We start from the raw sequence: 19,817 nt of genomic DNA, 5'->3' as shown, positions 1-19,817 counted from the left end.
GAGATAAAATGTCTCGTTAGATAATCTTGTACCTAGTATGTAACCTAATGACCGAATAGACGGTCTGGTTCTCTAATATTGGTAATATTAAATATCTATCGGCAGGTTTGATAAAAAATGAAGTTTTTTCTAAAAATTTATTTTTATCAAACCATTATTAACAAGTTGAGCTTAGACTTTAGTGTCAAATGTATGTTACAGCAATTAAAATAGTTCAATTTTTATACTTTTTAAACAAGAGTTTATAAAAAATTATATTTTTACTTTAAATATGTAAATATTTGATAAAGGGGGAGTGCCAATAGTGTTTATTGGCACAGGTTTGAATTACGCTTTTTCACGCTGTTTCATTTTTTGCGCTTGTTTAATCGCTCTGTTTTCTTCTAGCTGACTCACTGCATCTGAGCCAATATGGTTTTGACCGCGCTGCTCAGATAAACGAATTTGCTTTTCACGTTCAAGAAAACGTTGTTTTTGCTCTTCAGAAAGTGAATCATGACATTGATGACAGCTAACGCCTTGCATGTATTTGTCTGATTTTTTATCTTCCTCGGTAATAGGTAAGCGACAACCGTGGCATTGGTCATATTGACCTTTTTCTAGCTGGTGGTTCACTGATACGCGATTATCGAAAACAAAACACTCGCCTTTCCACATCGTTTCTTCTTCAGGTATTTCTTCTAGGTATTTTAATACACCACCTTCTAAGTGGTAAACCTCATCAAAACCTTGTTCTTTTAGGTAAGCTGTTGATTTTTCACAACGAATACCACCAGTACAAAACATAGCTACTTTCTTATGTTTTTCTGGATCTAGGTTTTCTTTAACGTACTCTGGGAATTCACGGAAGTTAGTGGTTTTTGGATCCACTGCATTCTCGAAGGTACCAATGCTAATTTCATAATCGTTTCGAGTATCAACCAGTAAGACTTCAGGGTCGCTGATTAATGCATTCCAATCTTTAGGCTTTACATAAGTTCCCACTGTACGGTTAGGATCAATGCCCTCCACACCCATGGTAACAATCTCTTTTTTCAGTTTAACCTTAGTGCGATAGAACGGGTTTTCATCATCAAATGAAAACTTAGCAGTAAGAGATGCTAACCGAGGATCCGCTTTTAGCCAATTTAGGACATTATCAATACCTTCTTGATCGCCTGCGATGGTTCCGTTGATTCCTTCGCTTGCTAACAATAAAGTGCCTTTAACTTGGTTTGCATTCAATATATTAAGTAATGGGATTTGAATCTCTTCGTAATTGGCTAGTTCAACAAACCTATATAAAGCACAAACAACTGTATTTGACATGTTTTTTCCTCGTTCTACGGACCGAAACGTAAATTAGCCACGCATTATACGAATAGAAACGGCATTAGCAATTTTTATATTGTCTTAATTTTAATCTAATTTTCCTCATAAAATTTTTAACCCAGTACTTTTTATTATTAATAATTGAAACTTAACAAGTTTCTAACAAATACCGTGCAATCCAGTGATTAATAGGTCGCACATCAAAAAATATAGAAAATAATAAGTGGTTTGATCAAATAAAAGGTAATTCATATTCTTTTATAGGTAGCGGATCTGGCTAGCGGCTGTTTAGTGTCTATACTCAATTTATTCAATATTTATTAAAAACAAAAGTTTAGAGCGGGGATAGGGATAACCATGCGTTTACATTTAATTAGAGCAAGCCATTTGATCGCTGTTGTTCAATATATGCATAGTTTGTCTTTGCCTGTTGACACTTTATTGCAGAAGGCGGAGTTAGACCATGTTCCTTTGGATGATGCTAATCAACTTATTTTAGAAACTAAGGTGTGGCGATTTTTAGAGCTTGCAGCGGAAATGAAAGCGATGCCACATTTAGGTGGCGTGTTAGCTGAACAAAGTGATTTAGCAGAATATGGCGATTTCACTAAGCAGTTATTAGAAGCTGACAACCTGTATCAAGCACTGCACTTTTTAATTCATAAGATTGGTTTGCATAATAATAATAGTTTGTTTTGGCTTAAAGAGAATGAGCAGTGTGTTTGGATCTGTCGGCCACAATATCCCTACGTAAAAGATAAACAGTGGCAAGCGGAACAACATGTATTAGGTTTACTGTGTAAGATCATTGAAAACTATGCAGGGCCCGGTTGGCAGCCCAGTAAAATAAAGTTACAAGATACGCTGGGATTGGGGTTAGAACATTCTCAATTTTTTAGTAATGCGCAAATACAATTAGGACAACGTTATTCAGGTATTGCCATTGAACATAGTTTGTTACAGGAACGACAATTATCAAAAACCTTTGCTAACGCATCTAGCTTAGAGTCTATACCTGACTGTTTTGTCCAAAGTTTTAAGTTATTGTTAAAACAAAATTATTTTGGTCAAGGTTGGTTAGCTGAGAATATTGCATACTCATTAGGGACGAGTGTGCGTACCTTAAAAGAAAGCTGCAGGAGCAGGGGACATCATTACGTAAAGTATTTGATGAAGTAAGGTTTCAGCAAGCCTGTGATCTGATTGATCAAGATATCTATGATTACCAAGTTTTGGCTGAAAAGCTCTCTTACACTCATGTGAATAATTTTGTACGTGCTTTTAAACGTTGGAGTGGCATAACACCTAGAGAGTATATGCGTTTACGTGATAACCAATTATTAAATAAAAGTGCTTTCTGCTGAGTATTTATACTAATTGCATTAAATAAGTTATTTTAATAAGTAAAATAGATCAGTTACTTACTGTGATTGGTATTAAATACACAAACAGTATATTTTTCATTAAACCTCTGTGGTCTAAGTTTCCATAAATTACGTATTAATCATCATTAATACAGTGATAAGGAAAAAATAATGAAGTTTCTATTATTGATAGTAGCAGTCATCTTACAAGTGGGTTGTACTGGTATACCAGAAGGGATGAAAGCGGTTAAAAACTTTGATAGTGAACGATACCTAGGGACCTGGTATGAAATAGCGCGTTTAGATCACTCTTTTGAAGAAGGCTTAGAGCAAGTGACAGCTACTTATTCAATGCGTGAAGATGGTGGTATAAAAGTCGTTAATAAAGGTTACTCTACAGAAAATAAACAGTGGAAAGAGGCTGAGGGTAAAGCCTACTTTGTTGATGATAAAAATACAGGGCATTTAAAAGTATCGTTCTTTGGCCCATTTTACGGCTCATATATTATTTTTAAAATGGACCAAGTTGATTATCAATATGCGTTTATAAGCAGTTATAACCATGAGTATTTATGGCTTTTATCTCGCACTCCTGAGATCAGTGATGAGATTAAACAAGACTTTATTAATACTGCACAAGAATATGGTTTTAAAACCGAGCAGCTTATTTTTGTGAATCAGCTGCCAGCTTCATAATACTCAGTTAACTTGTTTTGTTTGCTTGAGTTCATCGAGTACATCATTAAGTGATGCTTTGATATTGTGTCCTAACCCGATGATCTGCTCATCGGGAATGACGAGGTCGGGCACTTGATATACTGTCATTTCTGCTGCTAATGCTGATATAACCCCATTGCTTGAATCCTCAAAGGCTAAACAATTTTGTGGTGCTATGTTTAAGCGTTGCGCTGCGAGTAAGAATATTTCTGGATGAGGTTTGCTATTGCTGACTTCACAACCACTGCTAATATGCTCAAAATAATGATCTAACCCAGCTAACTTTAGCTTAGTTCTTGCAAGTTGCTGGTGGGTAGAGGTAGCTACCGCTACTGGAATAGAGCGGGCTTTAAGCCAGTCTAATAATGCGACAACACCTGCTTTCACAGGAATTGCCTGCGTTTCCACGATTGGCCAATAACCGTCCATCCAAGCTTTACGTAATGGAGCATAGTCTATGTATTGTGCATAGTGCTCCATAATCGCTTGTTCAATACCTTGTGCATTGCGACCAATGATCTTGAGGTAAGCGCTTTTAACAAAAGGCAGCGATAGTTGCTGACAAGCTTGCTCAAAGGCTTGCATACAGACACGCTCGGTATCTAGCAGCAAACCATCCATATCAAAAATAGCGGCTTGGTAAGTCATAACAGGTCCAGTCAATAAATAATGGTTGGTTAGTTTACCTGCTTTTTATTGAAGTTTCCTATACCAATTTTCTAGCGGGTTTAAAGGTGATAAATCCAACAAATACGCCGCTGATCACACACAGGCTTGCAATCAATGTGAGTAGACTAATCTCTTCTTGATAAAATAGTGTGCCCCCTAATAAGCCAAAAATAGGCACTAATAAAGTGAGCGGTGCGACCATGGTTAATGGGTAGGAAATTAATAAACGATTCCAAATCCAATAACCTAACAACGTCACAGGGTAAGCTTGAAACAATACCGAAAAAATAACCCGGCCGTTGAGTTGGTCAGGTAATGACGTAAAAGGCAAACTACCCGATTGCCAATAGACAATTAAGAATAAAGGGATAGGTGCACATGCCATCGCCCATAAACTAAATGCAAACACTTGTTTCGGCGCTGCTTTTTTTACAGTAATGCTTGCTAAACTCCAAGATAAGGCGGCAAGCAATATAAGCACTAACCCCGATTGAGTGATTGAACCATTGGTTGTGGTTAAACAGATCAATAATCCAACCAGTGCGAGGCAACTTCCTACTATTTTATTAAAGGAAAGCGACTCTTTTAGTAGGAAGTAGCCTAGAAATAACCCAAACACCACGTTCATCTGTAATAAAACCGACGCCATGCCAGCGCTTAATCCTGATTGAATTGACCAAGTTGCCATCCCCCAAATGCCTATGGCAAATAACCAACCATATACAATTAAATATAACCATGACACATTAGGTTTTCTAACAAAGAAGATAGCGGGTAAGCTTGCTAAGCTGAAACGTAATGCCGTTAATAATAGTGGGTCAATCTCGTTAACACCGAGTTTTATCACTGAGAAGTTTAATCCCCATACCACCATGACTATCACGCCTAATATCAAATCATTTTTTTCATCTTATCTCCTTTATGGGTTAATCACGGAATGCTTGATCTTGTGGTTATTATCAAACAAACTAAAAAAGAGAACAGATACAAAAATTAAAAATAAAAGCGGTACAATTTAATGGGGAAGAAAAGTGAGGTATAAGCAGTTAGCGCAACAGTGCATACAACAAATCGAATCGGGACAACTCGCTGTTAATAGTAAAATGCCGTCATTACGTAACTTTAAACTCTTACATAATGTCAGTATGACAACGGCTTTAAATTGTTATCAACATTTAGAATCTTTGGGTTGGTTATTAGCCAAACCACAATCAGGTTATTATGTTGTACAACAATCTATCATGCAGGGAAAGCCTAACACACCGACTTTGGTGAACTTTAAGAGCATCACTACCCAACCGCAATTGCCATCACCTTATAACCCGTTTGTTGATCCTTGTCCGTTTGGCATTGCACGTTATGACCCCGAATTGATGCCGATTGTTAAATTACAACAGAGCGTTAAGCGTGCAATCAAACAGCAGGGTAGTTTATTAAGTCATTATCCCGATCCACAAGGAGAAATGTGTCTACGAGAAAATTTAAGTAAACACTTTCAGCAGGTTGATTTTCATTTTGCGGCTGAGCAGTGTGTGATCACCCATGGTTGTTTAGATGCCATAAGAACAGCAATTGAAATCACCACTGAAGTTGGGGATGCGGTTGCTATTAGTTCGCCCTGTTTTTCAGGCTTATTGGAATTACTTGGGGTGATGAAGCGAGCTGTTGTTGAGATCCCCTCCGTTGAAGAAGGGATCGATCTTGAGCAACTGCAAAAGCAGATGCAATTAGGAACGATAAAAGCCGGATTGTTTTGTACATCGCATATGAATCCGCAAGGTACATCCATGAGTGCCTTACAAAAACAAAAACTAGTTGAATTAGCGACACAATATAAAATTCCGATTATTGAAGATGATGTGTATTTAGAGTTAGGCGCGCAGCAGGTCATTCCTTTACCAGCAAAACATTGGGATAGTGAGGGGTATGTATTGTGGTGTGGTTCAATATCTAAAACCATTGCCGCAGGTTATCGGTTAGGCTGGTGTTTACCTGGGCGTTATTTAGATGCTTATTTACGACAACGCTTATTTGCCAACCAAGGTGTTACATCACCTTTACAATTAGCAATCGCAGACTTTATTGAACGTGGTGACTATGCTAATCACCTAAAAAAATACGTTTATATTTACAGCAACAAACACGGCAGTACATTCATTATTTGCATGAGCACTTACCAGTAAACAGTAAAATCAGTCATCCTACAGGTGGTTTTGTATTATGGGTTGAGGTTGCTAAGCTTAATACAGGTAAATTAAAGCAATTAGCGAGACAAAATAATCTTGATATTCGTATTGGTGATGAGTTCAGCACATTGGGCTTATATTCAGATTGCTTTCGTTTAAATATTGGCTTTAATATGGCGACTACTCAGATTAATTCAAAGATGTTGTGTTTAATGGAATTAATTACTACCTGCTTAAAGGAATGAATATGTTGGAGAATCCACAAGCATTAAGCGATGCTATCAATCAAACAATGCCCTTCGGAAAATATGCTGGCAGTAAATTAATTCATCTACCTGAGCCCTATTTGGTTTGGTTTAATAGTAAAGGTTTTCCAGAAGGCAAACTTGGTGAACAATTAGCACTTATCTATGAAGTTAAATTAAATGGTTTAGAGAAGTTGCTGGGGCCATTGATTAAATAGGTTTATTGATCGTAAAGGAGTGACGTATGTTGAAAGTGACAAAGTGTTTACCAATAGTAATGATGGTCGCGAGTCATGCTTTACTAGCAGAGCCTCTCAGCAAAGAAGCGGGTTGGGGTGTGACATTAAGCGTGAATATTGGGTATAGCGGCGGTACCTCACAATTTGATACGGACGATGATAACCAAATCACTGATAATTTAACCAATAGCGGTCAGTTTTCAGGATCGAGTTTGACCTACCCTCTAGGCACTGTGCTGTACACTTTAGATAACCTTAATACGCAATTTTTTCTTGGTAATAGTCATGATCAAGTCGCCATTGCTCAGTTTCAATATGAACTTGGATTAAGGCATCAGTTTAGTGATGACAGTAAGTTGACCTTTGCTTTTTTCCCAAAATTATCTTTCTTTAACGAAACCTGGTCAGATCCTTTTGTTGAATCAAGTAACCGTGATACTACCGATGTGAGTGTTGGTGGTGCAAGGATTGCCGTGGAACGCATTTTGGGATCTCCATTTACATTTAAATATGCGGTGGCTAGCAGCAGCATTGATGATGAGGAAAGTGGGCAAAGTCAGTTAATGGATGAACAGGAAATAGCGGCATTACAGCGCGATAGCTTGTATCAAAAATTCGAAGTAGAAACCTTGTTACCCATCGACAGTGGATTATTGCTTAAACCAAGTTTGCAATACACACATCGCAACGCAGAAGGCGATGCCAATAGCTTTAATCAATACGTTGCTCAAGTCGCGGTGATGTTGTTTCGTGATAGACATACCCTAATAACGACTTTAGGTGTTGGCAAACGTTTTCATCAACAAGAAAATCCTATTTTTGATACAACACAAAAGGTTGATACTGTCAGTATTTTTTCTGTGTACAGTTATCAACGTCCCTTTAACTGGAAGAGCTGGGATTGGACCGTAATGCTTGGATATAGCAGAGAGGATGCCAATATCGAATTCTATGATAACGATAGTTTTATTGTATCAACAGGCATGGTATATCAGTTTTAGAGCGGTTGTTTTGTATACGGTTTTATTTATTTTGGCTGAAAACTAGACTCTTTTAACTGTGACTTAGGTCTCATTAATTGGCTTGAAATCAGCCATTTTGTTTTAATTTTGAGCGAAAAAATCAGAAGTCAGACTATTTGGTGACTATTTTGTTAGTGTATTGTTAAGAACTCTGATTAAGGAATGATTGTTGTTCTCGTTAATACTAATTATCACAGGGTAGTGTTTAAGAGGATTATTTCTTATGTTGGACCAAAATGTTGCAGTGATTGCAACTTTTCTTATTTATTTAGCGATGATGATGGGTATTGGATACTGGGCTTATCGCAAAACCGTCAATTCATCAGATTACTTTTTAGGAGGACGCCAATTAGGTCCTTGGCCAACAGCTATTTCTGCTGGTGCTTCGGATATGAGTGGTTGGTTGTTATTAGGATTACCAGGTTATGCTCTGGTTGCAGGCTATGGGTCATTTTGGCTTGCTGGTGGTTTGCTTGTTGGTAGCTGGTTAAATTGGCTTATATGTTCAAAGCGTTTACGTACTTACACTATAGTGACTAATGATTCATTAACATTACCGGACTATTTTGCACGTCGTTTTGAAGATAAAAGCAAGTTATTACAAACTATTTCTGCTTTCTTCATTCTATTATTCTTCCTTTTCTATACCAGTGCTGGTCTAGTTGCTGGCGGTAAATTATTCCAAACTGTGTTTGATTTGGATTATAAAATTGCCGTGATTATTGGTACTGTCTGTGTGGTTTCATACACCTTATTTGGTGGGTTCTTAGCGGTATCTTGGACTGACTTAGTACAAGGTTTGTTAATGTCTGCTGCACTGGTTGCTGTTCCGCTGATTGCAATGGATGGATCATTAGGCGATTTAACGTCTTCTTTAGCCTTAAAAAATCCAGAATTACTATCTGCCTTTAGTAATACTGACGGTACTCCGATGACGGCTATTGGCATTATCTCGTTAGCAGCATGGGGCTTGGGTTACTTCGGTCAGCCACATATTTTAGCGCGTTTCCAAGCGGCAAGTAGTAATAAAGATCTGACCACTGCACGTCGTATTTCAGTGATTTGGACTGCGTTATCGATTGCTGGTGCCATTCTAGTTGGCTTAGTGGGGATTGGTTTTGTAGATAATAACTTAGGCGGTGTATTAGAAGATAGCGAAACAATCTTTATGTTATTGGTTAACAGTGTCTTCCACCCAGTGGTTGCGGGGATCTTATTAGCGGCTATTCTAGCAGCGATTATGAGTACTGCAGATTCACAACTGTTAGTGTCTTCTTCAGCATTAGCAGAAGACTTCTACAAGCAGCATATCAACCCAGAAGCGAGCACAGAGAAAGTGGTACTTGCAGGGCGTTTAGGCGTGGTTGCTTTATCATTGATCGCCCTATTTTTAGCCTTCAGTCCAGACAGCTCTGTATTAGGTTTAGTATCGTATGCGTGGGCTGGTTTCGGTGCTGCATTTGGTCCTGTTATCGTATTGAGCTTATTTTGGTCTCGTATGAATCGTGCCGGTGCATTAGCAGGTATTTTAGTTGGTGGTGTGACAATAGTAGTTTGGAAGCAGTTAACTGGCGGTTGGTTCGATGTTTATGAAATTGTCCCTGGTATCTTGTTTGCTACAGTGGCTATTGTTATTACTAGTCTATTAAGCAGCCAACCAAGCGAAACTATATTAGCCAAGCATCAAGAGATGAAAGATAAACTCTCTGTTTTATAACTGAACTTTTACGCTCTATCTAAGCCTCATTTAATTATTTAAATGAGGCTTTTTTGTTTCTGACGTTTGACTATTTGTGCTTTTAGTCTTTACTTATCAAGAGTTTTGTTGCTCATAATAGGTATTATTCTTATACGTTTAACATTGAGAATATGACTATTTCACTAAAATATTAATAAATAAAGCAATAAAAATAGTACCTTCAAGGTCTAATTGTTTACATTCATTTATATAAAGGCAGAACTTAATATGAAAAAGCTATTTTCGATGTTACAAATGACGCTATTAATGGGGTTTGCATTATTACAAAGTGCTAATGCTGCTGACGCAATTTACACTAGTTATTTTAGTAATAAAGCGGCTGGTGGATATGATGTCGTTGCTTACTTCACAGAAAATAAGCCAGTCGAAGGTAACAGTAAATACACTTTAGAATATCAAGGTGCTGATTGGCTCTTTTCAAGTTCAGATAATTTAGCGTTATTTAAAGGTGATCCTGAAAAGTATGCACCTCAATATGGCGGTTACTGCGCATGGGCAATGGCAAGTGATAATACGGCACCTGGAAAGCCTGCTTTCTGGAGTGTTTATAAAGGCAAACTTTACTTGAACTACGATGAATCTGTTCAAGCAACATGGGTTAATAATAAAGATAAGTTTATTGAACAAGCGGATCTTAATTGGAATAAATTAAACAAGGAATAACATGAAACTATTACCTATTTTTAGTTGGGCAGTTGTAATATGGGTGGCTAAGGTATTTTTATTATCTTTACCTTACAAATTTACATTACACCCAGATACACAGCATATTTTTGGTACGATCGGTGCGTGGATGCAAGGCTTTTTAGGCAACACAATTGGTTCTCTATTTGCTAACTACGGATCTTACGCTGTAGGTGGTGTCGAGTTAATTACATCACTGGTACTCTTATCACCAGCATTGTTTTGGGTGCTTAAAAAGGTTGGCATATTAAGTTGTGCACCAAGCCGCGCATTAATGCATGCGATTGGTGGTTTAATGGCTTCTGCTGTGATGGCGGGTGCGGCATTCTTCCATCTATTTACACCGTTAGGTATCGAGGTAATACACGAAGGTAAAAGCGATGGTGGTAGCCTGTTTTATACTGCAGTTTCTATTCTAATTTTAGGTTTCATTTTATTTGTTACAAACTACCGTAACTATAAAAATAAATAAGTCAGTAAGGAACACTTTTGTTAACACGTATTTCGTTAGTACTTTCATATATTTTATGGTGTTGCCGATTTTTGGTTGCTCCGTGGAAGTACTTTCAATTAAACGCCAATTATTTCAATCAAGATCTGCATATATTTTCTAAGTTAGATATGGATTTGTTGATACCTGAACAATGGCGTTTATCACAATTTGTTGACCAAGGTGAAGATACTGGTGCTAAACAGCCGGAATCTTATCCGGTTTTCTTAAAGCCTGAATGGGGGCAAAACTCACAGGGCGTGTGTCGTATAGACTCGCAAGAGGCGTTACAACAGCACAGAGCTAATCGCCCTAACGTTGGACCCCGTTATTTAATTCAGGCGGCTGCTAAGGGGAAAAGAGAGTTTGAAATATTCTTTATCCCTGGTGCAACCACAGATCACTCTTCAGCGATTATATCGGTGACAGAGACTTGTAATCACAGTGATGATGAGATGCCCGTTAATGGTATTTATAATTGTGACACCTATTATCAATCTTGTATGTCTCAACTAAGCGCAAAGCAAATTGCGAAATTAGAGTCGCTGTTTTCGAAAATTGGGTCGTTTCGTATCGCACGTTTCTGTGCAAGAGCGGACTCTTTAGAAGCGCTGCTTAATGAGCAATTTTCTATTGTAGAAATTAATGTTTATGTACCGATGCCATTAATCTTATTAACCCAAGATATACCCGTAAGTTGTAAATTTAAATTCATCTTTGCGAGTATGAAACAATTAGCTTTAGTCACTAAAGGTATTCCAGCTTCGCAACCGGTGAAATCAATTTTCTTTCAAAAACTACAATCAGCTCGATTATTAAAATCGAAACTAAAAAATGAGCTTTCCTAATGAATATAAAAAAAATAATTTATGCTTGGATCAGTAAAAAATTCATGGGCGGTTGTAGTAACTACAATAGCTTAGAAGTCCGTCGTAGTTGCAGAAGTAAAGAGCAAGCAAGAGACCGTTTTAAGCAGGGTAATATTCCACATGCACAAGGGTTAATTTTCTTTAATCCATTTGCTGCGATTCGTTTTGCTAAACAGCATGGTTTTCCTTTGGTTATTAAACCTAATGTAAGTGGTTTTTCTCGTGGTAGTCATTTCCCTATTCGTGATTACAAAGAGTTATGGAAAGCGATTTTCCTGGCTAAGTTATGGTGGCCATTTACTGTTGTTGAACAATTTTTAGAGGGTAGTAACTATCGTGTTGTAGTGGCTAATGGCAAAATCGTTTCAGTATTACAACGTTATGCACCTTCTGTTAAAGGTGACGGTAGTTCGACTATTCGTGAGTTAATGCAGAAAGAAAATGCGATTCGTGAAAAGATGCAATTGTATCCAGTCATTTCACCATTAAAAGAAACAGCTCAATCTCGTGCTTTTTTAGCAAAACAGGGATTAGATTTTGATTCTATTTTACAAGCAGAACAACGTGCAACATTATTTTATCGTATCTCTTTAGCGCCAGGTGGTGTTGTTGAAGTGATTGATAAACAATTACTACCGGAAGCTAATGAAACGCTTTTTAAAAATGTTTTAAACTTATTTGATGCGAATATATTAGGTATCGATGTTATTTTAGAAAAAGGCATTGAGTTTGATTACCGTGAACAAAAATGTATCTTCCTAGAAGTAAACTCTCGCCCATATTTGAAAATGCATGCTTATCCTCGTTATGGTGAAGCAGAAGATCTCAGTGAATACTTCGATGAGTTAGATGCATTGGAAGTTAAACAGTCAGACACTTTCTAGGTGTCTGCTTTAACACGCACCTTTTATCTTTTTACAGGATTTCATTCCTTCCTGTTAGGATTAATGCCTTTATTTATCGCAGTTATCCTGTGGGATAAAGGCCTTACCATCAGTGATATCGCCTCTTTTATTGCACTCACTGCCGTTGGTTTCATACTCGCTTTATATTATTGGGATCGTCTTCGTGCTCAGCACAGTTGGACTAAACTGATTAGTTTATCGTTTCTCTTACAAAGCCTGTTTGTGATGCTCTTAATATGGGGCTCTCATGATTACTTGATTAGTATTGGAGCCCTGGTTAATGGCGCGGCTGGCTGTTTTTATTGGTCAACACAGCGCCTTTTATTTCAAGCAATCACTGAAGATAATAACACTGGGAATACCTTCGGTAATTTTCAAATATTAGTTGTTTTTGCACTAAAAGTTGGGGTGCTCATTGGTAGTTACCTATTAGGTATGGAGTACTTTGTTGGTTTGCTAGTCTTGTCTTTAGCGTTATCGCTGTTAGGTTTTGTATGGGTGAATAAAAGTTTAAATAACCATACACAATTAGACAAACTCAAACAGGTACCCGCTTTTACTTTGCAGCAGGTTGCTAAGTTTCAAGATCAACATCGCTCCTCGCTTATTTTTGTAGTGGACGGACTATTCCTATTTCTAGAAAGTTATTTCTGGATGTTAACTATCTACATGTTAACCCAAGAAAATGTAATGCAGTTGGGGCTTATATTAATTGCATTGAGTATTCTATTAGCCTTAATATTTTTTGTGATTAAAAAGTATATTGATAGAGTTAATGCGCAAAAAATCTATCGTATTGCGGTACTAGGTTATGCATTTTCTTGGGCGATCAGAGGCTTTCTGGATAAAGAGATGGATAGTCTAGTGATTTATAGTGGTCTATTACTGGCTGCTTTCTTGAGTAACTTCTTCCGTCTCGCGTTTAATAAACGATTCTATGATATTGCTCGTCAAGATAAACCAACACGTTACATTATCTGTAAAAGTTATTACTCACAATGCATGCTAGTGGTCTTCTTTAGCATTATTGCGGTCTTTACCATGACATCAGGTACAGCGATTCACCAGTTACAGGTGATTTATTACCTATGTACGCCATTAGTCTTGGTTTATTTTGTATATGGGCAACGTAGTAAACCTATGCCGGAATAATGCAAAACGCCAGCGAGAAGCTGGCGTTTTGTTTTGATCGATAGACAAAAGCCTTAGTCCATTAAGTACTCTAAGCCATAAACTAACTCAGTGCGTTTAACCACTTCTTTACAGGCTAAACAGATACCTGGCATAAATGACTCACGATGCTGTGAGTTATGCTCAATCTTTAAGGTTTCACTTAATCCACCAAAGAATACGGTTTGTTGTGCTACAACGCCCGGTAAACGAATAGAGTGTAACTTCACATTATTTAACTCTGCGCCACGTGCCCCTTCGATTAACTCTTTATCGCTGCAAGGTGTCGCCGCTTTAGTGCGCGCTGCTGAGATTAACTCGGCTGTACGAATACCCGTACCCGATGGGCTTTCTTCTTTTTGTGGACTATGTGCTTCAATGACTTCAACATCTGGTAAGTATTTAGCTGCTTGAACTGCAAATTTCATCATTAATACTGCGCCAATAGAGAAGTTAGGTGCGATCAAGCCGCCTAGTTTTTTCTCTTGTGCTAATGCTTGTAACTCAGCAACTTGTTGCTCAAGGAAACCACTGGTACCGATAACTGGGCAAGCACCTGCATTAAGGATAGTTTGTGTATTATTAAAACCTGCAGACGCAGCAGTTAAATCAACAACAACCTGTGCTCCCGTAGATTTGATTAATGCAGCTAGATCATCGCCAAAGTCACATTCTGCAACCAGCTCTAACTCGCTATCATTATTCACTGCTTTGACGGCTTCACTGCCCATACGACCTTTTGCGCCGTTTACAATTACTTTAACCATGGTTGTTCCTATTGATTTAAAAAGTGGTAACTGACAAATCCAATCCAACTCAATGCAAGTAAGCACCAAGGTAGGAGAGAAGTGTTAGATTTATTAGAGGTGTCTGTTTCAGGTTGAACATCAGCAATTGGCGACTTTTTCTTCTTAGCCTTATCTGCTTGACGTTGTTTGCTTTTAGCTAACTTTTTATATTCAGCAATACCTTTTTGAATACCTTGGGCAACCAATTTGGTTTGCTCCTTAGTTTGCCCTGGCTTTTGTACTTTTTTAGCCATTGCCAGTGCTTCATCTTGAGTTTCTTGCGAAACTGCTGGTTGTTTATATTTCGCCATCGATATTCTTCTTTAGGTTACTTCTTGTCTTTTTTACTTTTCTTTTTTTGTTTCTTTTGCTGCTTTTTCAATTTTTTAAGCGCTTTCTTTTTGGACTTTTTCTTACCGCTTTTCTTGGTATCCCCTCCGAGAGAAGCGTTAGTTACTTTTTTGCGCATTCTTAGAGCGTTTAATCGCCTTTCGAGTAATGTTTTCAAAAAAGTTTTCTGGATCTTCGTAATTATATTTAACTAAGTGTTCTACTAATAACTTAGTGATCACTTGTGTCTCAGTGATTTCATCTCGGCTTCTACCACATCCACCACAATGTTTTTTATTACTTGTACAATCACCTGTGCACGGACTAAATTTCATCTAATGTACCTTGTATTTTTGATCGCAAGACGCGCATTGTCTGGCGGTCTTGTTTAACTCGTGTTTAAATAGATTATAAAAAAATAATCATGAGCTACTTTCTATCTCTATACAGTCCGTTGTATAACAAATTAGATCTATAGTTAACATGCATTTTAATAAATTAATCCCATATTCTAGCAATTTTATAGAGCCTATTCATGATTTTTAAAGTTTTAATTGTATTACTGTGCAGTCTACTGCTTACCGCTTGTTCCGATGTTGAAGACCAACTTAATAAGGACTATGGCAAAGAGCAACCTAGACCAAGACAATTAAGCACCGATGACGCATTAGCAGAAGAGTTTCGAGATCAAGTGATGCCGATTCTAGAAAAACGCTGCGTAGTTTGTCATGGTTGTTACGATGCCCTTGCCAATTAAAACTATCCTCCCCTGAAGGGATTGATCGTGGTGCAAGTAAAGCCTTGGTTTATAACGGTCAACGCATTTTAGGAGCTGCTCCTTCTCGCTTATTTATTGATGCTCACAGTACGGAAGAGTGGCGTCATAAAGGCTTTAAATCAGTGCTTAATGAACGTGACCAAACAATGCTGGCTAACTTGGAAGGCAGCGTTATGTATAAGTTATTAATGCAAAAAGAGCGTAATCCACAACCTGAAGGTGTATTACCAGAACAGTTTAATTACTCTTTAAACAGAGAAGATCAATGTGCTGATATTAACGAGTTAGCAGAATACGAGGAAGATTTCCCGTTATCAGGTATGCCCTATGGTTTGCCTAACTTAAGCCATGATGAGTTCAAAACATTAGAGCAGTGGATATCACGTGGCGCACCTATGTCTGAGCCTTTGGCTTTGTCAGATGAAACAGTCAAGCTGGTTGAGCATTGGGAGAAAAAGCTTAATGGAGACTCACGTAAAGATCAGTTAATTGCGCGTTATATTTACGAGCACCTATTCATTGGCCATATCTATTTTGATGCTTTACCTATTAGTACAGATACACCACCGCGTTTCTTTCATTTAATACGCTCATCAACGCCTCCTGGCGAGCCAGTGAAAGTGATTGCCACTCGTCGTCCTTATGATGGCCCTAAAGTAGAACGTGTTTATTACCGGTTAGTGTTAGACAGAGCGATCACCTTAGCTAAAACCAATCTACCTTATGTGTTAAATGAAAAACGAGAGCAGCTTTGGGATAAGCTTTTTTATGATGCTGATTTCACGGTTAACTCATTGCCGGATTATGCGGACTTCAATCCCTTTTTAGTTTTCAAAGATATCCCTACTTATTCTCGCTATCAGTTTATGTTACAGGAAGCATATTTTACCATTGGCGGTTTTATCAAAGGGCCCGTTTGCCGTGGTCAAGTGGCAGTAAATGTGATTAACGATAAGTTCTGGGTATTCTTTGTTGACCCTGAGTCTACCGCTAATAAAGATGTCGACCAGTTTGTATACAGCCAAGCTGATAATTTGCGACTCCCCGCTGAGTCGAGTAGTAATAACCTTTCCATTAGAGAGTGGTTGTCCTATGCAAAAGGTAATCGCCAATATGTTAAAGCTAAGAGTGACTTCATTAAGAAAGAGATGGATCATGTCGAAGGCTTAACCTTGGATAATATTTGGTCGGGCAATGAAAATGCGGCGTTAACGGTATTCCGGCATATAGATAGTGCAACTGTGGTAAAAGGTGCAATAGGTAAACAGCCTAAAACGGCTTGGTTAATCGATTACCCTGTACTAGAGCGTATTCATTATCTACTAGTCGCTGGGTTTGATGTGTATGGCAATGTTGGTCACCAGTTAACCACGCGTTTGTACATGGACTTTTTACGCATTGAGTCAGAAGCAAACTTCATTTCATTTATTCCAAACGAGTATAGAAGGTCAGTATTAACAAGTTGGTATATTGATGCAACGAAGGAATTAAGCGAATACCTGAACGATGAGAACTTGATGAATGCTCGCCCATCAGGGATTGAATTTAATACAGACTTCCCTAAAGAAGAGCTACTAAGTAAGTTAAAAAACTATGTTTACGCACCTGATATGTTACGCGCTAAAAATACTCAGTATCGTGTGCCACTCGAAGATATAATGCTCAAGCGTTTGAATAACTTAGATAACTCCGTAGTGCTTTCACTGCCACAGGTGTCGTTCATCGTGGTGGAAGATGAAAACGGAGCTGACAGAGGTTATACAATATTGCGTCATAACGAACATGAGAATGTATCAAGCTTGTTAAATGAAGCAGCTAACCGTCTAACTTCTAAAGATAACTCAGAAATATTTAAAGGCTTCTTAGGTACGTATCCAGGATTGATCTTTAAAGTAAATGCAGCAGATGAAGCTGACTTTGTACGTTTATTTTCTGAAGCAAAAGATAAAAAGAAATTTGCAACCTTAATGGCGACCTATGGCATACGTAGAAGTAACCCTAATTTCTGGGAAGTCAGCGATTATTTACATGACCTCTACTTACAACAAGACCCCATTGAGTATGGTTTGTTTGACTATAACCGCCTAATTAACCGTTAAAGTGCTTTTACCAGAGGTATGATAATTATTTTACATTTGTATTTATCATAACTCTTTCTAAAAATATCTCTTAATGGGTGTTTTTGGTTGATTTTAGTGAAGTTAGGTACTATTTTGTTGAATTAATTACTCAATAGGCAAAATACACTGATGGAACTCACCGCTGATCTTTTTAAAGATGTTAAAAAGTTACCTGTTTTACCGCTCATTCTATTAGAACTAATGGACTCTTTCTCTGATGAGGATGTCAGGGTAGAGGAAATTGCGGCAAAAGTAGCAAAAGATCAGTCGATTAGTGCAAAGGTGATCCGCATGGCAAACTCTGTGGTTTATCGAAGAGGCAAAGAGGTCGAGTCTATTGAAGAAGCTGTTATTCGATTAGGCTTTAATCAAGTCAGAAGTATTGTCGTTGCAGCCAGCTTATCAAATGTATTCCCTGATACACCTAGCTTCGATAAAGATAAATTTTGGGAAGAAACTTTCATTACGGCGAGTATTGCCAAACATTTAGCAAGACATACGAAAATCAACAGCGATACCGCTTTTACTTGTGCCATGATGCATAATATCGGCGAACTATTATTACAAACCATTAAGCCCGCTGAGTGTAGTTTGATTAAAGTTGCTATTGATGCAGGACAACCGCGCTTGTATGCGGAGCGTGAAGTACTTGGTTTTGATAATACGCAAGTTGGTGCAGCGTTAGCCAGACATTGGAACTTCTCTTCCGTATTTATCGATGCTATTGAGCAGCAATTAGATCCGTTAGAATATGACAACACATCGCAAGCTGCAGTATTAATTCGTCTTTCAGTGTTTGCTCGTTTTGCTTGGTCGCTTAATCTTCCTCCTGACGTGATAATTAAACGTTTCCCAGAGCCATTAACCCAAGAAATTAATTTAAAAGTAGAAGGGTTGTTAGAGACGTTTAGTCAGATGATTGAAGAAGGTCAGACACTCGCACGTGATATTAAAAACTAACGGAGAATACATAATCTGTTTTAATTTTTAACTACTTCAAATCTGTGGCTAGGTGAATTGCTTAGCCATTGTCAGTAAAACTATATTTATCATTGCCCCATAAATATTGCTAACCTAGCGATATTGAATCATCTCCTCTTTAAATTAACCTTTACTACTGTCTATTAATTATTTTTATGATTAATAGACCATTTTATCGATTGGAATTAATCTACTCTTGAAAAGTATGACATTAAATGACGCATTAGGATTTTGTTATATAAAATCAATGGCAAATTGCAGCTCGACGTAGCATGTTTGGGGGATAGTCAGTTATACTCGTGATTCAAATTGAGAGGGGAAAGTATGATTTACAGTATGACGGCATTTGCACGCAAGCAATTAAAAGGTGATTGGGGGACAGCAGTTTGGGAAATCCGCTCTGTGAACCAACGTTATCTTGAAACATATTTTCGTTTGCCTGAGCAATTTCGTGGTTTAGAAACAAAATTAAAAGATACATTTCGTAAGCGCTTAGAGCGCGGTAAAGTCGAATGTAGTTTACGTTTTGATGCTAACTCAACCAGCAGCACATGTCTGAATATGAATCAAGAATTAGCCACTCAACTAATTCACAATGCGCAATGGGTGACTGAGCAAATAGGCACAGGGCAAATAAACCCTGTTGATATTTTAAAGTGGCCAGGTGTGATGCAAGCGCCAGAGCAAGATATCGACGCCGTTAGCGCAGAGCTGATGGCTGGTTTTGAAAGCACACTAAATGATTTCATTGATTCTCGTGCCGCAGAAGGTGCAAACCTAGGTGTGTTTATCGAGCAACGCTTAACTAATATCAGCGAGCAAGCAGCTACTGTACGTGACTTTATGCCTGCTGTTCACGCTTGGCAGAAAGCGCGTATTTTGAAAAAATTTGAAGATGCTAAAGTTGATTTAGATGGTACACGCGTAGAGCAAGAGTTAGTGCTGTTAGCGCAAAAATCAGATGTAGCTGAAGAGTTAGACCGATTAGATTCTCATGTCTCTGAAGCACGTAATGTATTAAAAAAAGGGGGCGCTATCGGCCGCCGTTTAGACTTTATGATGCAAGAGTTCAACCGTGAAGCAAACACATTAGGCTCTAAAGCAATCAACACCGACATCACAGCCGCAGCCGTTGAGTGTAAAGTATTAATCGAACAAATGCGCGAACAGGTACAGAATATTGAGTAGTG

General features: G+C 38.0%; 24 protein-coding genes. 17 read left to right on the top strand and 7 right to left on the bottom strand.

The features are described 5' to 3' along the window. Positions 1–327 precede the first annotated feature (327 nt). Positions 328–1,308 (bottom strand): rhodanese-related sulfurtransferase, encoded by a 981-nt coding sequence (locus ACLKL2_RS11025; protein ID WP_413691675.1) that lies wholly within the window; start codon positions 1,306–1,308, stop codon positions 328–330. Positions 1,309–1,668: 360 nt separating this feature from the next. On the opposite strand from ACLKL2_RS11025, the gene ACLKL2_RS11020 reads away from it, so the two are divergent. From ACLKL2_RS11020 to ACLKL2_RS11010, 3 genes are all read left to right on the top strand, one after another. Beyond that, on the top strand, positions 1,669–2,490 hold the full coding sequence (locus ACLKL2_RS11020) for an AraC family transcriptional regulator ligand-binding domain-containing protein (protein ID WP_413691673.1): 822 nt from the start codon (positions 1,669–1,671) through the stop codon (positions 2,488–2,490). Next, positions 2,406–2,675, top strand: coding sequence for a helix-turn-helix domain-containing protein (locus ACLKL2_RS11015; protein WP_413694304.1), 270 nt, complete (start codon positions 2,406–2,408; stop codon positions 2,673–2,675). The genes ACLKL2_RS11020 and ACLKL2_RS11015 overlap by 85 nt, the downstream gene beginning before the upstream one ends. Before the next feature lie 171 nt (positions 2,676–2,846). Then, on the top strand, positions 2,847–3,371 hold the full coding sequence (locus ACLKL2_RS11010) for a lipocalin family protein (protein ID WP_113818895.1): 525 nt from the start codon (positions 2,847–2,849) through the stop codon (positions 3,369–3,371). 3 nt (positions 3,372–3,374) lie between these two features. On the opposite strand, the gene ACLKL2_RS11005 is transcribed toward ACLKL2_RS11010, so the two are convergent. Next, a complete protein-coding gene (locus ACLKL2_RS11005) occupies positions 3,375–4,040 on the bottom strand; it encodes an HAD family hydrolase (protein ID WP_413691672.1) in 666 nt (221 codons plus the stop codon). Between the two features lie 58 nt (positions 4,041–4,098). Beyond that, on the bottom strand, positions 4,099–4,944 hold the full coding sequence (locus tag ACLKL2_RS11000) for an EamA family transporter (protein ID WP_413694303.1): 846 nt from the start codon (positions 4,942–4,944) through the stop codon (positions 4,099–4,101). A 148-nt stretch (positions 4,945–5,092) separates the two neighbouring features. On the opposite strand from ACLKL2_RS11000, the gene ACLKL2_RS10995 reads away from it, so the two are divergent. From ACLKL2_RS10995 to ACLKL2_RS10950, 10 genes are all read left to right on the top strand, one after another. Continuing rightward, entirely contained in the window at positions 5,093–6,244 is a 1,152-nt protein-coding gene (locus ACLKL2_RS10995; RefSeq protein ID WP_413691671.1) for a PLP-dependent aminotransferase family protein, read from the top strand. Beyond that, positions 6,223–6,492, top strand: coding sequence for a hypothetical protein (locus tag ACLKL2_RS10990; RefSeq protein WP_413691669.1), 270 nt, complete (start codon positions 6,223–6,225; stop codon positions 6,490–6,492). Before ACLKL2_RS10995 ends, ACLKL2_RS10990 begins: the two co-directional genes overlap by 22 nt. 2 nt (positions 6,493–6,494) lie before the next feature. After that, positions 6,495–6,710 carry a DUF3820 family protein gene (locus ACLKL2_RS10985; protein ID WP_413691667.1) on the top strand — a complete coding sequence of 72 codons (216 nt, stop codon included), beginning with the start codon at positions 6,495–6,497 and terminating at the stop codon, positions 6,708–6,710. Positions 6,711–6,736: 26 nt separating this feature from the next. Further along, on the top strand, positions 6,737–7,732 hold the full coding sequence (locus tag ACLKL2_RS10980; protein ID WP_413691666.1) for a DUF2860 family protein: 996 nt from the start codon (positions 6,737–6,739) through the stop codon (positions 7,730–7,732). A 244-nt stretch (positions 7,733–7,976) separates the two neighbouring features. Beyond that, on the top strand, positions 7,977–9,470 hold the full coding sequence (gene putP, locus ACLKL2_RS10975; RefSeq protein ID WP_413691665.1) for a sodium/proline symporter PutP: 1,494 nt from the start codon (positions 7,977–7,979) through the stop codon (positions 9,468–9,470). 249 nt (positions 9,471–9,719) lie between these two features. Beyond that, positions 9,720–10,175 (top strand): YHS domain-containing (seleno)protein, encoded by a 456-nt coding sequence (locus ACLKL2_RS10970; protein WP_413691664.1) that lies wholly within the window; start codon positions 9,720–9,722, stop codon positions 10,173–10,175. A gap of 1 nt (position 10,176) precedes the next feature. Continuing rightward, on the top strand, positions 10,177–10,668 hold the full coding sequence (locus ACLKL2_RS10965) for a hypothetical protein (RefSeq protein WP_413691663.1): 492 nt from the start codon (positions 10,177–10,179) through the stop codon (positions 10,666–10,668). A gap of 17 nt (positions 10,669–10,685) precedes the next feature. Then, on the top strand, positions 10,686–11,534 hold the full coding sequence (locus tag ACLKL2_RS10960; protein ID WP_413691662.1) for a hypothetical protein: 849 nt from the start codon (positions 10,686–10,688) through the stop codon (positions 11,532–11,534). Continuing rightward, complete coding sequence (locus ACLKL2_RS10955; RefSeq protein WP_413691661.1) at positions 11,534–12,439, top strand: cyanophycin synthetase; 906 nt, start codon at positions 11,534–11,536, stop codon at positions 12,437–12,439. The genes ACLKL2_RS10960 and ACLKL2_RS10955 overlap by 1 nt, the downstream gene beginning before the upstream one ends. Before the next feature lie 63 nt (positions 12,440–12,502). Beyond that, a complete protein-coding gene (locus ACLKL2_RS10950; RefSeq protein WP_413691660.1) occupies positions 12,503–13,612 on the top strand; it encodes an MFS transporter in 1,110 nt (369 codons plus the stop codon). A 53-nt stretch (positions 13,613–13,665) separates the two neighbouring features. Here the strand turns inward: ACLKL2_RS10950 and dapB are convergent, their stop codons facing one another. The 4 genes from dapB to ACLKL2_RS10930 are packed head-to-tail and all read right to left on the bottom strand — an operon-like array spanning position 13,666 to position 15,083. Next, the gene (gene dapB, locus ACLKL2_RS10945) at positions 13,666–14,397 is read right to left on the bottom strand and encodes a 4-hydroxy-tetrahydrodipicolinate reductase (protein WP_290040885.1); all 732 of its coding nucleotides are present in this window, start codon (positions 14,395–14,397) and stop codon (positions 13,666–13,668) included. A gap of 8 nt (positions 14,398–14,405) precedes the next feature. After that, a complete protein-coding gene (locus tag ACLKL2_RS10940; RefSeq protein WP_413691659.1) occupies positions 14,406–14,729 on the bottom strand; it encodes a DUF2956 domain-containing protein in 324 nt (107 codons plus the stop codon). Between the two features lie 17 nt (positions 14,730–14,746). Next, the gene (locus tag ACLKL2_RS10935; protein WP_413691658.1) at positions 14,747–14,887 is read right to left on the bottom strand and encodes a hypothetical protein; all 141 of its coding nucleotides are present in this window, start codon (positions 14,885–14,887) and stop codon (positions 14,747–14,749) included. Continuing rightward, entirely contained in the window at positions 14,868–15,083 is a 216-nt protein-coding gene (locus ACLKL2_RS10930) for a DUF1289 domain-containing protein (protein WP_413691657.1), read from the bottom strand. Before ACLKL2_RS10930 ends, ACLKL2_RS10935 begins: the two co-directional genes overlap by 20 nt. Before the next feature lie 200 nt (positions 15,084–15,283). On the opposite strand from ACLKL2_RS10930, the gene ACLKL2_RS10925 reads away from it, so the two are divergent. The 4 genes from ACLKL2_RS10925 to ACLKL2_RS10910 all read left to right on the top strand — a co-directional run bounded on the left by ACLKL2_RS10925 (position 15,284) and on the right by ACLKL2_RS10910 (position 19,815). Next, positions 15,284–15,505, top strand: coding sequence for a hypothetical protein (locus ACLKL2_RS10925; protein ID WP_413691655.1), 222 nt, complete (start codon positions 15,284–15,286; stop codon positions 15,503–15,505). Further along, the gene (locus ACLKL2_RS10920; RefSeq protein WP_413691653.1) at positions 15,472–17,625 is read left to right on the top strand and encodes a fatty acid cis/trans isomerase; all 2,154 of its coding nucleotides are present in this window, start codon (positions 15,472–15,474) and stop codon (positions 17,623–17,625) included. Before ACLKL2_RS10925 ends, ACLKL2_RS10920 begins: the two co-directional genes overlap by 34 nt. Before the next feature lie 150 nt (positions 17,626–17,775). Then, positions 17,776–18,606: an HDOD domain-containing protein gene (locus ACLKL2_RS10915; RefSeq protein WP_413691652.1), complete on the top strand. Its 831-nt coding sequence runs from the start codon at positions 17,776–17,778 to the stop codon at positions 18,604–18,606. A 345-nt stretch (positions 18,607–18,951) separates the two neighbouring features. Continuing rightward, entirely contained in the window at positions 18,952–19,815 is an 864-nt protein-coding gene (locus ACLKL2_RS10910; protein WP_113818912.1) for a YicC/YloC family endoribonuclease, read from the top strand. The last annotated feature ends 2 nt before the right edge of the window (positions 19,816–19,817 follow it).

The organism is Psychromonas sp. KJ10-2 (assembly GCF_047323255.1).
Taxonomy (GTDB): domain Bacteria; phylum Pseudomonadota; class Gammaproteobacteria; order Enterobacterales; family Psychromonadaceae; genus Psychromonas.
Note: the sequence above shows the minus strand (reverse complement) of the source record. Positions and strands in the feature narration are given on the sequence as shown.

What these genes read in the sequence shown, in the direction of transcription:
- ACLKL2_RS10935 (WP_413691658.1), bottom strand. Translation starts at nt 14,887, where the DNA reads ATGCGCAAAAAAGTAACTAACGCTTCTCTCGGAGGGGATACCAAGAAA.
- dapB (WP_290040885.1), bottom strand. Translation starts at nt 14,397, where the DNA reads ATGGTTAAAGTAATTGTAAACGGCGCAAAAGGTCGTATGGGCAGTGAA.
- ACLKL2_RS10930 (WP_413691657.1), bottom strand. Translation starts at nt 15,083, where the DNA reads ATGAAATTTAGTCCGTGCACAGGTGATTGTACAAGTAATAAAAAACAT.
- ACLKL2_RS10955 (WP_413691661.1), top strand. Translation starts at nt 11,534, where the DNA reads ATGAATATAAAAAAAATAATTTATGCTTGGATCAGTAAAAAATTCATG.
- ACLKL2_RS11010 (WP_113818895.1), top strand. Translation starts at nt 2,847, where the DNA reads ATGAAGTTTCTATTATTGATAGTAGCAGTCATCTTACAAGTGGGTTGT.
- ACLKL2_RS11025 (WP_413691675.1), bottom strand. Translation starts at nt 1,308, where the DNA reads ATGTCAAATACAGTTGTTTGTGCTTTATATAGGTTTGTTGAACTAGCC.
- ACLKL2_RS10985 (WP_413691667.1), top strand. Translation starts at nt 6,495, where the DNA reads ATGTTGGAGAATCCACAAGCATTAAGCGATGCTATCAATCAAACAATG.
- ACLKL2_RS10915 (WP_413691652.1), top strand. Translation starts at nt 17,776, where the DNA reads ATGGAACTCACCGCTGATCTTTTTAAAGATGTTAAAAAGTTACCTGTT.
- ACLKL2_RS10970 (WP_413691664.1), top strand. Translation starts at nt 9,720, where the DNA reads ATGAAAAAGCTATTTTCGATGTTACAAATGACGCTATTAATGGGGTTT.
- ACLKL2_RS11005 (WP_413691672.1), bottom strand. Translation starts at nt 4,040, where the DNA reads ATGACTTACCAAGCCGCTATTTTTGATATGGATGGTTTGCTGCTAGAT.
- ACLKL2_RS10925 (WP_413691655.1), top strand. Translation starts at nt 15,284, where the DNA reads ATGATTTTTAAAGTTTTAATTGTATTACTGTGCAGTCTACTGCTTACC.
- ACLKL2_RS10980 (WP_413691666.1), top strand. Translation starts at nt 6,737, where the DNA reads ATGTTGAAAGTGACAAAGTGTTTACCAATAGTAATGATGGTCGCGAGT.
- ACLKL2_RS10940 (WP_413691659.1), bottom strand. Translation starts at nt 14,729, where the DNA reads ATGGCGAAATATAAACAACCAGCAGTTTCGCAAGAAACTCAAGATGAA.
- putP (WP_413691665.1), top strand. Translation starts at nt 7,977, where the DNA reads ATGTTGGACCAAAATGTTGCAGTGATTGCAACTTTTCTTATTTATTTA.
- ACLKL2_RS10965 (WP_413691663.1), top strand. Translation starts at nt 10,177, where the DNA reads ATGAAACTATTACCTATTTTTAGTTGGGCAGTTGTAATATGGGTGGCT.
- ACLKL2_RS10910 (WP_113818912.1), top strand. Translation starts at nt 18,952, where the DNA reads ATGATTTACAGTATGACGGCATTTGCACGCAAGCAATTAAAAGGTGAT.
- ACLKL2_RS11020 (WP_413691673.1), top strand. Translation starts at nt 1,669, where the DNA reads ATGCGTTTACATTTAATTAGAGCAAGCCATTTGATCGCTGTTGTTCAA.
- ACLKL2_RS10950 (WP_413691660.1), top strand. Translation starts at nt 12,503, where the DNA reads ATGCCTTTATTTATCGCAGTTATCCTGTGGGATAAAGGCCTTACCATC.